This window comes from Mesorhizobium sanjuanii (assembly GCF_002529485.1).
Taxonomy (GTDB): Bacteria; Pseudomonadota; Alphaproteobacteria; order Rhizobiales; family Rhizobiaceae; genus Mesorhizobium; species Mesorhizobium sanjuanii.
This window is the reverse complement of record NZ_NWQG01000166.1, coordinates 27,501-41,137: the sequence shown is the minus strand read 5'-3', so window position 1 is coordinate 41,137 and position 13,637 is coordinate 27,501. Positions and strand designations below refer to the sequence as shown.

Below are 13,637 nucleotides of genomic sequence, written 5' to 3'. Positions count from 1 at the left end.
AGTTTATACTGGAAGATCGATGCCGTCGGATGCCCTTTAAATGTGCGAATCAGGGAGTAGGAATTTTCGACCTCCTGACTACGGCCGGTTCCGGAACTCGCCAGATATGCATAATTTTGGCAGTCTTCCGCAAAACCGCATTGACGATTTGGAAGATAATGGTAGCAATTGACATCATTGCCGGGTAGGGAGGATTACGCGGCCATGCAAGGGATTTTCACTGGATCATGGGCCGATCGCTATGCCGCCCTGACGGACCCGCGATCGGGTCCGTTGAGCGCGAGCGCCCTGTCCCGGTCCGGATTGGTTCTATGCGGCATAAGCGCCTGCGTGGATGCCAGGATCGACATGCGCGACATTCAGCCCTTGCTGGACGCGCCCGAGGCAAGCCCGGCTGGTGAACTTGCATCGCTCCTGCTCTCACGCGCCGCGCGCGGCATCGGCGGCGAGGTCCGCTTTGAATGGTCGCAAGGTCCGGCCTGGCTCCGTGAGCGGCTTGAGCCGCGCTATGCGCTCGGCGGAACCGGTCCGCAGGCCGCCTGGGTTCTCTCGCGGCTGGGCGTGCCCGCGCTGATCGCGCTCGAGGATCGCCACGAGCAGATGCTGCGGCAAATCCCGAGCGGTGTTCTGCTCGCCGAAGGTGGTGTGATGAAGACGGTCGACGCGATCAGGCCAGCCGGACCGCACATTCCCGAAATATTTATCTTCGAATACACGGCAGGCCAGCCGATCGGCACGCTGGTGCCTCCGCGCTCATCACGCGTCATCGTCCGCTTCTGCGACCGGGGCATCCAGCGCGATGCAGATTTCGAGGCACTGTCCCGGCAACTGGCGTCATCGGCTGCCACCGGCTTGCTTTCCGGCCTCAACGACGAGGCGGTGGAGAATGTCGGCACGGCCAGCCGGCATGTCTTCGAACTCAGCCGGGCCTGGAAGGCGGCGGGGCTCAAGACCATCCATTTCGAGCTCGCCGGTTACGCCTCGCTGGCCGCCGTGGAAGAATTGCTCGCCCAGGCAAAAGGCACGATCACCTCTCTCGGCATGAGCCATTCCGAGCTTCTCGCCATGGACCCTTCGGCCCAATCACCCCGAGAGGCGATGATGGCGCTCGCGGAGCGCCTGGATCTTGAACGCGTCTGCGTTCACGCCGACACCTGGGCCGCGGCCATCACGATCAACGATCCGCGCGAGGAGGAACTTGCCTTGATGACTGGCTGCGCCATCGCCAGCTCACGCGCCGCAACCGGCGCACCAGCCGAGATCATTACCACGGCACCCGAGGTTCAGTTCCACACCGTGCCGTTCGAAATGCCGGTGCGCAAAGGGCGCTGGTCCTTCGTCGCATGCGCTTCGCCCTACGTCGAAAAGCCCGCCACCACACTTGGTCTCGGCGACAGTTTCACGGCCGGCTGCCTGCTGATGCTTGGCCGGCACAGCCGGGCCGACACGCGCACCGCCCTCAAGCAAGCATGAAGGAAGATCCGATGTATCTCGAACGATTCCGCCTGGATGGACAAACGGCATTCATCACCGGCGGAGGGCGCGGCATCGGCCTGGCGACAGCCGAGGCGCTCGCCGAAGCCGGCGCGCGGGTGATCATTTCGGACATGAACCCAGACGTGCTCGAAGCCGGCCGGCGGGAATTGACCGAGAAAGGCTATGCGGTCGACGCTGTTGTGCTCGATGTTACCGATTCCAAGGCAGTCGCCGCGGCCGCCCGATCGGCCAACGAGCGTTATCAGGCTGTCGACATCCTGATTGCCAACGCCGGCATCGCCTGGCCGGATACGGCCGGCGAGGAGATGGCGGATGAGGTCTGGCTGAAGGTCGTCGATGTCGATCTCAACGGCGCCTACTGGTCATGCCGGGAATTCGCCAGGCCGATGCTGGAACGCGGTCGTGGCTCCATCGTCACGCTCGGCTCCATGTCCGGCTTGATTTCGAACAAGCCGCAGCGTCAGGCGCACTACAATGCGGCCAAGGCGGCCGTTCATCACCTGACACGCTCGCTTGCCGGAGAATGGGCGGAGCGAGGCGTGCGCGTCAACTGTGTGGCTCCGACCTATGTGGACACTGTCATGTCCCGCGACGGCTTCACCGACGACAAACTCATGCCGGTCTGGATGGACATGACGCCGATGAAGCGTGTGGCGCGGGCGGACGAGATCGCGGCACCCATCCTCTTTCTTGCCTCCAGTGCTTCCAGTGCGATGACCGGCTCGGTGGTCGTGGTGGATTGTGGATATACGATTTGGTAGAGATTGACCGAAATTGATCGGAAACCGGCCGGCATCATAGCCAGCCACCAACCGGGTGATGCATGGAGTCTCCGAGTAAGCGCGTCGACATCGTTCCGGCCAAACGGCGGGCTCTGATCTTGGAGCATCTGCGGATCAACGGGGCGGCGAGCATCCAGGAACTGGCCGACACGATCGGTGGTTCGCAATCGACCGTTCGGCGCGACCTCGAGGATCTCGTGGAAAAGGGCTATCTGGAACGCACCCATGGTGGTGCGCATCTGCTTCAGCCGATGCGGGCCACCTTCGAAAGGGAGATGACGGTCAACGCCGAACTCCAGCACGCCGAAAAGGTGGCGATCGGCCGCGAGGCTGCCCAGCGCCTCAGCGCTCGAGACAGTGTCATCTTCGACAGTTCCTCGACGGTGATGGAGGCGGTTCGCGCGGCTGCCGAGCGCGATCTGCCTCTGACCGTGGTGACCAACAGCCTGCAGATCGCCGACTTTGCCGCCGACATCAAATCCTGGCGCATCATCCTGCCCGGCGGCACCGTCCGGCCGGGCTATCGCCATCTTGCCGGCGAGCCGGGTGAAAGCTTCATCAGGACGCTCCACGCCGACATTTGCATGACGGGCGCTTCAGCGGTAACCGGCACCCTGCTCACCGAGACGGCGCTTGAGGTTGCATCCCTCAAACGGGCCATGATTGCGTCGGCCAGGCGAACAATCCTGCTTGTGGACGGTTCGAAGTTTACGGCGCCTGGCTTCTGCACGCTCTGCGATATCTCCGAGATTGACGAAGTCATCACCGACGACAGCGCTTCCAAGGAGGCGCTGGCCCTGCTGCGATCGGAGGAGTGCCTGGTGACCGTTGCCTCCACAAGGGCGTCGATATCAGCGGCATAGCGAAATCCGGACGGCCCGCGCCGGGCGTCAAACGCAAAACCTGCCGAACCCAACCGGCTGAAATTTATGAAGAATTGGGTTGCGAGGGGTAGGACTTGATTTTTTCTGTCCCACCGGGCGGCTTATCTTCATCCCTGGATCAACTTTAGCGCCGGACACCCTCTCGTCATTGGTCCTGTCGGATCGCAATTCAAATAATTGCCTGACTATCGATCAAACGCCCGAAGCATGACCCTCACTTTGCCGTTGACTTTACGAAAGTGCCGCGCAATTATTCTCAAGTCGAGCAAATGCTCGGTATGTGGAGGTGTGCTTGCGCACCGCCGGGAGAGGACCAAAGGGAGGAATGCCATGAAATTGCTCAGGGGGCTGGCAGCCGCCGTGCTGCTGGCGTTGGCCACCGCGATTGCGGCGGGACCGGCTTATGCCCAGGCGCTGTCCGGAAAGAAGATCGGGATCGCGGCGCGTGAGATCACCAACGACTACAACCGTGACATCATCGCGGGCGCCACCGCCGTGCTCAAGGCGGCCGGCGCCGAAGTCGTGGTGACCGATGGCGGGACAGATCCGCGCAAACACAACGAGAATATCGAGAGCCTTGTCAATTCCGGCGTCGCCGGCATCATCGTGCAGCTGGGTGATCCAAAGCAGCTTGCGCCGGTCGTCGCCAAGGCGAATGCCGCCGGAATTCCGGTGATCACGACGTCGATCGGCTCCAAGACGGAAGGCGCGATTGCCGACGTCGGTGGCGACGAGGCCCTGATGGCCGCAATGCTGGCGCGCTCGCTTCTTTCCAGCATCGATTACAAGGGCAATGTCGTCGCCTTCTGGGTGCCGGGGGCGCCGCTCCTCGAGACACGCAAGCGCGTCTTCGAGGCCGTTGTCGCCGACTATCCCAACGTCAAGGTGCAGTGGGTGCCGACCGAGCACAGCGCCGCCAAGGTGCAGACGCAGATGGAAGATTTGCTGACCGCCAATCCCGAAAAGGGCAGCATTGCCGGCGTCTGGGGTGCTTATGACCTTCTGGTGTCGGGCGCGGTCGAAGCTGTCAGACGCTCCGGCCGCGATGAGATCAAGATAGCCTCCATCGACGGCGACCGGATCGGTTTCCAGATGCTGCTCGACGAAGGAAGCCCGTTCGTGGCGACCATCGTGCAGGATGTGCCGGCGATCGGTCGGCTGGCAGCCGAGACGCTCGTTTCCGCCATCGGCGGCAAGAAGGACTTTCCAAGCGCCATCTTTACCGAGGTTTATGTCGCAACCCACGCCAACGGCGCCGCGGCGGCGGAAAAGCGCTGGGGGCCCTCGGTCTGGGATGACCTCGCCATCGCCAGGAAAGACGTGGAAGGCCGGTGGCCTCAGGACAGCGACCTCATCGTCGTACGGCCCGTCCTCCCGTGATGCGCATTGCTGGAGCGGAAGCCCCGCTCCAGCACTTTCTTAAAGGTCGTTGGAATGTCCATGGTAAGTCCGGAAACGCTGTCCGCGCCGGCTGTTCAGCCGGCCGTGGAATGTCGTTCGATAAGGAAGTCTTTTCCGGGCGTTGTTGCCCTCGACGATGTGTCCCTGTCGATAGCACAAGGCGAAATCCACGCTCTCCTCGGTCAGAACGGGGCCGGCAAGTCGACGCTGGTCAAGATACTGACCGGGGTCTACCAGGCGGACGCCGGACAGATATTCATCGATGGCAAGGAAGTCCGTCTGCGCGATGTTCGCGAGGCGGAAGCCAAGGGCATCGCCATCGTTCATCAGGACCAGCAGCTCATCGCCCAGTTCGATGTGGTGAGCAACGCGCTTCTCGGCAACGAGATCGTGCGCATGGGTGGCCTGCTGGACCGCAAGACCATGCGCCTGCGCGTGCAGGAGGCGCTCGACCGCGTCCAGGCCGAGTTCTCCCCCAACGCGCTCGTTCGCGACCTGTCCGTGGCGCAGAGAGCCCAGGTGGCGATCGCTGCCGCGCTGCTGCGCAATCCTACGGCCCTCATACTGGATGAGCCGACGGCCTCGCTCAGCGACAAGGAAGCCGAACACCTGTTTGAGATCATCCGTTCGCTGCGGGCGCAGGGTGTCACCATCATCTACATTTCCCACTATCTCGATGAGGTGCTGGGCCTCGTCGACCGGATTTCCGTGCTGCGTGACGGCAGGCTGGTTGCGACGACGCCCGCCGCCGGGGTCTCGCGCGGCGACATTGTCAAAATGATCGTCGGCCGCGAGGTCTCGCAGCTCTATCCCAAGGAGGAAGTGCCGATCGGTTCGCCATTGCTTGAAGTCCGCGGCCTGGCGCAGGGTTCGGCGCTGCGAGGCGTCGACCTCACGGTTCGCCGCGGCGAAATCCTCGGCATAGCAGGCCTTGTCGGCGCGGGACGCTCGGAGTTGGCGCTTACGCTCATGGGGGCGCTCAAGCGCGACGCAGGCACCGTCAGCATTGACGGCCGCCCGTCCAATCCCTCAGATCCACGCGTCGCCAACGAGCAAGGCTTCGCGCTGATCCCGGAAGATCGCCGGCAGGAAGGACTTATCGCCGACCTGCCGGTTCGCGAGAACCTCACGCTTTCCAACATCGCGCGCTGGGCGACGTTCGGGCTGCTCAATCCTCGCCTGGAAGCGGGAGCCGCGCGCGAGCTTGTCGACCGTCTCGCCATCCAGCCGCCATCCATAAAGACGCTCGCACGAAACCTCTCGGGCGGCAACCAGCAGAAAGTGGTCGTCGGCCGCTGGCTGACGGGCGACTCCCGGGTCTTCCTGTTCGACGAGCCCACGACTGGCGTGGATGTCGGCTCCAAGATCGAGATCTATCGGCAGATGGTGGAATTGGCGCGTTCCGGCGCGGCGGTGATTTTCATCTCCTCGGACTTCGAGGAGATATCGGCCATGTGCGACCGGACCGTGGTGATGCGCAGAGGGCGCATCAACAAGGTGATCGACGATCAGGCGCAAGCAACGCCGGAGGCCCTGCTCTACTGGGCCTCGGGCAGCGCGGCCCCGGAAACGGCCGAAGCGGCTGCCACGCAAGCGGCCAGATCGCCGATGCAGGCCGTCCTCGACACCATGTTCTCGCGCTGGAGCACGATTGCCGGAATGCTTCTGACGGTCGCGGTCATCGCCACCCTTGCCCCGCAGTTCGTCGGCCTGGGAAATATCTTCGACGTGCTGAAGCAAGGAAGCGTCCTGGCCTTTATCGCGCTCGGCCTGACGGTGGTTCTGATTGCAGGCGGCTTCGACATGTCCGCCGGCGCGGCCAGCCAGTTCGCCGCCAATGTCGCGGCCGGCACGCTGATCGGCGGGTTCGGTTCAGCCGCGGCCATCGGCCTTGGCGGTTCCCTCGGCCTTCTGATCGGCGTCATCAATGCCGGCCTGATCCTGTTCCTTCGCATTCCCGCTTTCGTCGCCACGCTGGGTATGATGTTCGTCATCATGGGAGCGACACTGCTTTACAATGGCGGCCAGGCGCTCACGCTCAGCGATGCGCCGGGCTTCTTCTTCCTCGGACAAGGCTATGTCGGGCCCGTTCCTTTCGTCTTCATCCTTCTCGTCGCCTTCACCTTCGTCCTTCACGTCATTCTCAAGGAAACGCGGCTCGGACTGCGCATGTATGCGGTGGGCCAGAACGCGGCGGCGGCGGCGCTGCGCGGGGTCGGGCTGAAACAATACGCATTTGCTTCCTGCGCGCTCGGCGGGCTGGTGCTGGGCCTGGCCGGCGTGTTCCTGGCCTCCTACAGCTATGGTGCATCGGCGCTCGCGACCGGGATCGACTTCCTGATCAGCGCGCTCGCCGCGACCTTTCTCGGCAGCACCATTTCGCGCGCCGGCGAACTCAACGTGATCGGCACCGTCGTGGCCGCGATCTTCCTGGCCTCCCTGTCCAACGGCCTGATCCTGATCGGCGTCTCGAGCCAGGCGCTGCCCGGGATTCAGGGGATTGTGCTTGTGCTCTCCATTTCGCTCGGCCTGGTGCGCAAGCGCTCCATCGGGCAGATCCTGATTTTCTAGAGGTCGGCTCCCATGCAATCCATCGCTGCCGCGAAACGCTCTCCCGACGCCTTCCTGCTCGATCAGCTTCGCGCCTATGGGCCGGTCATCGGCATGCTCGCGGTCCTGCTGATCTTTGCGGTGCTGAAGCCTTCCTTCCTGAGTGCTGCCAATATCGGCAACGTCCTGCACCAGAGCGTTATCCTCATCATCATGTCGTTTGGTCTCGCCGTGGTCATGGCGATGCGCGGGGTTGATCTGTCGATCGCGCAGATCGCCGACGGCGCCGGTCTGCTCGCCGCCGTTCTCATGCTGCACAGGGAGCCGCTTTGGATCGTCATTCTCGTTCCGATCGCGTTCGGACTGATCGCCGGCCTCATCAACGGACTGCTAACGGCCTATGCCGGCATACCGGCGATCATCTCGACGCTGGGGATGATGTTCGTGATCCGCTCGGGCGAACTCCTGATGACCAACGGGGCCGAGCCCCAGATCCTGTTCACGCTGCCAAGGGGGCTTACCCGCGATTTCCTGTTCATCGGTCAAGGGTCGATCGGCCCGGTGTCGGCGCTCGTCGTGCTTGGCATCGTGGTGTTCGTCCTGATGATGATCGTCACCAACCTGACGACATTCGCGCGCCGCGCCAGGGCGGTCGGAGGCAATTCGCGCGCGGCATACCTTGCCGGCGTCAATGTCCGCGCGGTGTTCGCGGGCGGCTTCGTCCTTGCCGGCCTGCTCTCCAGCATCGCCGGAGTGGCGCTTGTTGCACGCACCAGCATTGCCGTGCCCCGAGGCGCCGAGCCCTACCTGCTCGACGCCTTCGCCGCGGTCTATCTCGGCACCCTCCTGTCGCGGCGCGCCGAGATAACCATCTGGGGCACGCTGCTGGGCGGTCTGTTCATCACCTTTCTCGGCAACGGCCTGACCTTGCTCGGCCTCGGCGCGCCCCACCGTTATGCCCTGAATGGCGGCTTCATCCTGCTGGCCATGGCCGTCGGCGCCCTGAAGCGCAATCAATAAGGGAGATCATCATGAGCCTCATCATCGACGCCCACAACCATCTCGGCGACCGTCCGGGCGCCCGCCAGACCGGTGCGGAACTGGTCGCCAAGCTTGACGCCGCCGGCGTCGACAAGGCCGTGGTATTTCCGTTCGTGGAGGGCAACTTCACCAACGATTTCGTCAAGGACGCCTACGATCAGTTCCCGGGCCGGCTGATCCCCTATTGCGCGGTCAACCCCTGGGAACGCGACGCGGCCGACACCGTGCGCCATTGCATCACGCAGTGGGGCTTCAAGGGGCTGAAGCTTCACCCCACCATAAACGGATTTCACCTCGCCGATCCCGAACTGGTCGACCCGCTGTTCAAGGTCGCGGACGAATTGGGATTTCCGATCATCGTTCATGGCGCCAGCGACCTTTTCAACAGCCCGCCGGAGTTCGCGCTGATGGCCGCCCGTTTCCCCCGGGTGCCGCTGATGATGGCCCATATGGGCTTCTTCTGGGCCGTTGATCAGGCTATTTCCTTTGCCAGCCAGTTCGAGAATCTTTATCTGGAGACGTCCAGGGCGCCGATTTTCGAGATCCAGACAGCCGTCAAGAAATTGGGGCCTCATAAAGTCATTTGGGGGACGGATTCTCCATTCGTGGACTACGAATTCGAGTTCAAGAAGATGGAGCGCTCGACACAGGACCGAGAGGGCTACGCATCGATCGTTGGCGGAAATATCGCTCGTCTGCTCAAGCTCTGACGCCAGGCTTGCATAGAGCAGGAATTAAAGCTGAACTAGTCATCCTGCTCTAAATCTTTGTTTTTGCGCATGATCTTGTCCGAAAAGTCTGCAACTTTTCGGGATCATGCTCCAGGGGTAGGCTGACATGATTTCGAAGGTGTTTTCTTGACGACGATGATCGAGCGTTCGGATCCGGCTGGAGAGCGCCGGCTGGATCTCGCCGCGCGCGCGGCCTGGCTGTACTATTTCAAAAGCCGGACGCAGGAGCAGATCGCGACCGAGCTCAACATTTCCCGCCAGATCGTGCAGCGATTGATCGCGCTCGCCAACTCCGAGCGGCTGATCCGGTTTCAGCTCATACATCCCCTGGCGGAGTCGATCGAACTGGCCGACAGGCTGCGGGATCGATTCGAGCTGATCTATTGCGACGTGTGCCTGAGCGAGAGCGGCAGCAGTGAGGATATTCCTTCCGTCGCCACGCAGGCCACGTTCTATCTGGAGAACATCATCCAGCAAAAGGCTCCCCTGACCATCGGCATGGGGAGTGGCGGCGCGATGCGCGAAGTCTCACGCCGCCTGCCGCCGATGGACAGGCCCCAGCATCATTGTGTCTCGCTGATGGGTAACCTGACGCGCGACGGCCGTGCAACGCATTACGATGTCGTCACGAGATTGGCCGAGCGCCTCAATGCCCAATGCTATCCGCTCCCCGTGCCTGTCGTCACCAATACGATCGAGGAGCGGGAGGTGCTGCAGGCCCAGCCGGGCTATGGTGTCCTGCGTTCCCTGGTGGAAGAGGCCACCTTGCTGATCATGGGAATAGGCTTTTGGGGACCCCAGGCGACGCTCTATCGCGACGGCTTCATTACCGCGGCCGAAACCGCCCAGGCGATGGACGCCGGCGGGGTCGGCGAACTGCTCGGCTGCGCCATATCGGCCGACGGCGAGATCGTCGACGCGGCCTATCATGACCGGCTGACCTCCTTCGTCAGGACGCAACCGGCGGATCGGCCCACCACCATTGTGGCCTCGGGCGTCTATCGGGCGCCGGCCATACGCGCCGCTCTCAAGGGCCGACTGGCAAATTCGCTGATAACGGACGAGAACACAGCGAGACTTGTGTTGTCCATGGATTGAGCTGCAAGCACGACAGAAATCCGAGAGCCAGGCGCCCGACCCGTGCGCACGCATCGTGCGAAAGGGCTGAGACGACAAACCGTTGCAGAGACTACAAAAAACGCCCGCAGCGAAAGCTGTGGGCGTTTCGTAATCGTTGATTGGTTGCGGGGATAGGATTTGGCCTTTTTGTCCCGCGGCGTCCGCTTCGTCTCCTTGCGGGCCCCTGATGCGGGCTGAAATCAACCGGCCGCCACAGCCGAAAACGAAAACGGCCCGCACAAGGCGGGCCGTTTTCGTATTTGGTTGCGGGGACAGGATTTGAACCTGTGACCTTCAGGTTATGAGCCTGACGAGCTACCGGGCTGCTCCACCCCGCGTCAACCTTACAAGTAAGCCGAAACTTACCGGATTCAAGCCGCCGCCAAATGAAAGGGCCGCTTGCGCGGCCCAAAATCCCGTCGGCGGGCCAATCGTGAGGAGAAGATTTTCATCACATCGGCCCGAAATCGTTTTCGATTTCGGAAAGTACGATATGACGATCGAACGTGCGTTTGGCAGACCTGGCAGCGACCTACTCTCCCGCGTCTTGAGACGAAGTACCATCAGCGCTGGAGCGTTTCACGGCCGAGTTCGGAATGGGATCGGGTGCAGCCGCTCCGCCATAACCACCAGGTCGGCAAAACGCACGTTGTTCGAGAAGCTGTTTTCTGTGCCATCCATTTCAGCGCAATCCAAAGGATTGCCGCTTCAATGGGCATAAGGAATGAGAACGATCAAGCCGATCGAACTATTAGTACCGGTAAGCTTCAAGCGTTGCCGCTCTTCCACACCCGGCCTATCAACGTGGTCGTCTTCCACGGTTCTCAGGGAATACTCGTTTTAAGGTGGGTTTCCCGCTTAGATGCCTTCAGCGGTTATCCCGTCCGGATATAGCTACCCTGCTATGCGGCTGGCGCCACAACAGGTCCACCAGAGATCCGTCCATCCCGGTCCTCTCGTACTAGGGACAGATCCTTTCAATATTCCTACACCCACGGCAGATAGGGACCGAACTGTCTCACGACGTTCTGAACCCAACTCACGTACCGCTTTAAATGGCGAACAGCCATACCCTTGGGACCTGCTCCAGCCCCAGGATGCGATGAGTCGACATCGAGGTGCCAAACAACCCCGTCGATATGGACTCTTGGGGGTCATCAGCCTGTTATCCCCGGCGTACCTTTTATCCGTTGAGCGATGGCCCTTCCACGCGGGACCACCGGATCACTATGACCGACTTTCGTCTCTGCTCGACTTGTCAGTCTCGCAGTCAGGCAGGCTTATGCCATTGCACTCAGCGAACGATTTCCGACCGTTCTGAGCCCACCATCGCGCGCCTCCGTTACTCTTTAGGAGGCGACCGCCCCAGTCAAACTACCCACCATACATTGTCCCGGGCCCGGATAACGGGTCGCGGTTAGACATCCATAGTAATAAGGGTGGTATTTCAAGGGTGGCTCCACCTGAGCTGGCGCCCAGGTTTCAAAGCCTACCACCTATCCTACACATGCCACTACGAATGCCAATGTAAAGCTATAGTAAAGGTGCACGGGGTCTTTCCGTCTAACCGCAGGAACCCCGCATCTTCACGGGGAATTCAATTTCACTGAGTCTATGCTGGAGACAGCGGGGAAGTCGTTACGCCATTCGTGCAGGTCGGAACTTACCCGACAAGGAATTTCGCTACCTTAGGACCGTTATAGTTACGGCCGCCGTTTACTGGGGCTTCGATTCAGAGCTTGCACCCCTCCTCTTAACCTTCCAGCACCGGGCAGGCGTCAGACCCTATACGTCGTCTTGCGACTTCGCAGAGCCCTGTGTTTTTGATAAACAGTCGCTACCCCCTGGTCTGTGCCACCCTCCTCTGCTTGCGCAGAAAAGGGTCACGCTTCTTCCGAAGTTACGCGTGCAATTTGCCGAGTTCCTTCAGCATAGTTCTCTCAAGCGCCTTGGTATACTCTACCAGACCACCAGTGTCGGTTTCGGGTACGGTCTATAAGGAGGAGCTATTTCCTGGAACCACGCAGCAGCCCTTTCAATCCGATAAGATTGGACTACCTCAATGATCCGTCACTACCTCCAGGCCCACGAATATTAACGTGGTTCCCATCGACTACGCGTTTCCGCCTCGTCTTAGGGGCCGGCTAACCCTGCTCAGATTAACTTTAAGCAGGAACCCTTGGTCTTTCGGCGGGGGAGTCTCTCACTCCCCTTACGTTACTCATGTCAGCATTCGCACTTCTGATACCTCCACCACCCCTCACGGGTATGGCTTCATCAGCTTACAGAACGCTCCGCTACCGCTCGTATTGCTACGAACCCTAAGCTTCGGTGTATGGCTTTAGCCCCGTTACATTTTCGGCGCAAAGACCCTTATTTAGACCAGTGAGCTGTTACGCTTTCTTTAAATGATGGCTGCTTCTAAGCCAACATCCTGGTTGTTTTGGGATCCTCACATCCTTTCCCACTTAGCCATAACTTGGGGACCTTAGCTGTAGGTCAGGGTTGTTTCCCTTTTCACGACGGACGTTAGCACCCGCCGTGTGTCTGCCGACTAGTACTCCCAGGTATTCGGAGTTTGGTTAGGTTTGGTAATCCGGTGAGGACCCCTAGCCCATCCAGTGCTCTACCCCCTGGGGTATTCGGTCGACGCTCTACCTAAATAGATTTCGCGGAGAACCAGCTATTTCCGAGTTTGATTGGCCTTTCACCCCTAGCCACAAGTCATCCCGAACTATTGCAACAGTTATGGGTTCGGTCCTCCAGTAAGTGTTACCTTACCTTCAACCTGCTCATGGCTAGATCACTCGGTTTCGGGTCTAATGCGACGAACTGAACGCCCTATTCAGACTCGCTTTCGCTGCGCCTACACCTATCGGTTTAAGCTTGCTCGTCACACTAAGTCGCTGACCCATTATACAAAAGGTACGTGGTCACCCTTGCGGGCTCCCACTGTTTGTAGGCAATCGGTTTCAGGTACTCTTTCACTCCCCTTGTCGGGGTGCTTTTCACCTTTCCCTCACGGTACTAGTTCGCTATCGGTCATGCACGAGTACTTAGGCTTGGAGGGTGGTCCCCCCAATTTCAGACAGGATTTCACGTGTCCCGCCTTACTCGAGGACGATGATTTGCATTACGCGTACGGGGCTGTCACCCACTATGGCCCTACTTTCCAGAAGGTTCCGCTTGTCTCATCATCGCCACTGGCCTGGTCCGGGTTCGCTCGCCACTACTTCCGGAGTCTCGGTTGATGTCCTTTCCTACGGGTACTTAGATGTTTCAGTTCCCCGCGTTCGCCACTTTATCCCTATGTATTCAGGATAAGTTACCTATTATCGATACTTGGAAACCACAGCAGCAAGTCAGCGCGATCTCAAGAGATCGTCGCTTCACTGCTGCTCTGATTTTCCAAGTACCTTAGGTGGGTTTCCCCATTCGGAAATCTACGGATCAAAGGGTATTCGCACCTCCCCGTAGCTTATCGCAGCGTATCACGTCCTTCATCGCCTGTGCATGCCAAGGCATCCACCAATTGCCCTTAAGACACTTGATCGTTCTCATTGCCAATGCCCACTGCGCAATCCCGAAGGATTGTCGCTCGAACCAGATCCTGTGCGGGATCTGCTTCAATG

General features: G+C 60.4%; 8 protein-coding genes, 1 tRNA gene and 2 rRNA genes. 8 read left to right on the top strand and 3 right to left on the bottom strand.

Annotated elements, in window-relative coordinates:
* The first annotated feature begins 204 nt into the window (after nucleotides 1-204).
* The 8 genes from CN311_RS22845 to CN311_RS22810 all read left to right on the top strand — a co-directional run bounded on the left by CN311_RS22845 (nucleotide 205) and on the right by CN311_RS22810 (nucleotide 9,984).
* Nucleotides 205-1,473: an ADP-dependent glucokinase/phosphofructokinase gene (locus CN311_RS22845; RefSeq protein WP_097575956.1), complete on the top strand. Its 1,269-nt coding sequence runs from the start codon at nucleotides 205-207 to the stop codon at nucleotides 1,471-1,473.
* An 11-nt stretch (nucleotides 1,474-1,484) separates the two neighbouring features.
* Nucleotides 1,485-2,258 carry an SDR family NAD(P)-dependent oxidoreductase gene (locus CN311_RS22840; RefSeq protein ID WP_097575959.1) on the top strand — a complete coding sequence of 258 codons (774 nt, stop codon included), beginning with the start codon at nucleotides 1,485-1,487 and terminating at the stop codon, nucleotides 2,256-2,258.
* 62 nt (nucleotides 2,259-2,320) lie between these two features.
* Nucleotides 2,321-3,142, top strand: coding sequence for a DeoR/GlpR family DNA-binding transcription regulator (locus tag CN311_RS22835; RefSeq protein ID WP_097575955.1), 822 nt, complete (start codon nucleotides 2,321-2,323; stop codon nucleotides 3,140-3,142).
* A gap of 351 nt (nucleotides 3,143-3,493) precedes the next feature.
* Nucleotides 3,494-4,543, top strand: coding sequence for a substrate-binding domain-containing protein (locus CN311_RS22830; RefSeq protein ID WP_165779806.1), 1,050 nt, complete (start codon nucleotides 3,494-3,496; stop codon nucleotides 4,541-4,543).
* Between the two features lie 159 nt (nucleotides 4,544-4,702).
* Nucleotides 4,703-7,135, top strand: coding sequence for an ATP-binding cassette domain-containing protein (locus CN311_RS22825; RefSeq protein WP_208866560.1), 2,433 nt, complete (start codon nucleotides 4,703-4,705; stop codon nucleotides 7,133-7,135).
* Nucleotides 7,136-7,147: 12 nt separating this feature from the next.
* Entirely contained in the window at nucleotides 7,148-8,134 is a 987-nt protein-coding gene (locus CN311_RS22820; protein WP_097575952.1) for an ABC transporter permease, read from the top strand.
* Between the two features lie 11 nt (nucleotides 8,135-8,145).
* Nucleotides 8,146-8,865, top strand: a complete 720-nt coding sequence (locus CN311_RS22815) for an amidohydrolase family protein (RefSeq protein WP_097575951.1) — start codon at nucleotides 8,146-8,148, stop codon at nucleotides 8,863-8,865.
* Between the two features lie 156 nt (nucleotides 8,866-9,021).
* On the top strand, nucleotides 9,022-9,984 hold the full coding sequence (locus tag CN311_RS22810) for a sugar-binding transcriptional regulator (RefSeq protein ID WP_097575950.1): 963 nt from the start codon (nucleotides 9,022-9,024) through the stop codon (nucleotides 9,982-9,984).
* Nucleotides 9,985-10,266: 282 nt separating this feature from the next.
* On the opposite strand, the gene CN311_RS22805 is transcribed toward CN311_RS22810, so the two are convergent.
* The 3 genes from CN311_RS22805 to CN311_RS22795 all read right to left on the bottom strand — a co-directional run bounded on the left by CN311_RS22805 (nucleotide 10,267) and on the right by CN311_RS22795 (nucleotide 13,558).
* Nucleotides 10,267-10,343 (bottom strand) — tRNA-Met (locus CN311_RS22805).
* Between the two features lie 181 nt (nucleotides 10,344-10,524).
* A 5S ribosomal RNA gene (rrf, locus tag CN311_RS22800) occupies nucleotides 10,525-10,639 on the bottom strand.
* 96 nt (nucleotides 10,640-10,735) lie between these two features.
* A 23S ribosomal RNA gene (locus CN311_RS22795) occupies nucleotides 10,736-13,558 on the bottom strand.
* Nucleotides 13,559-13,637: the final 79 nt, after the last annotated feature.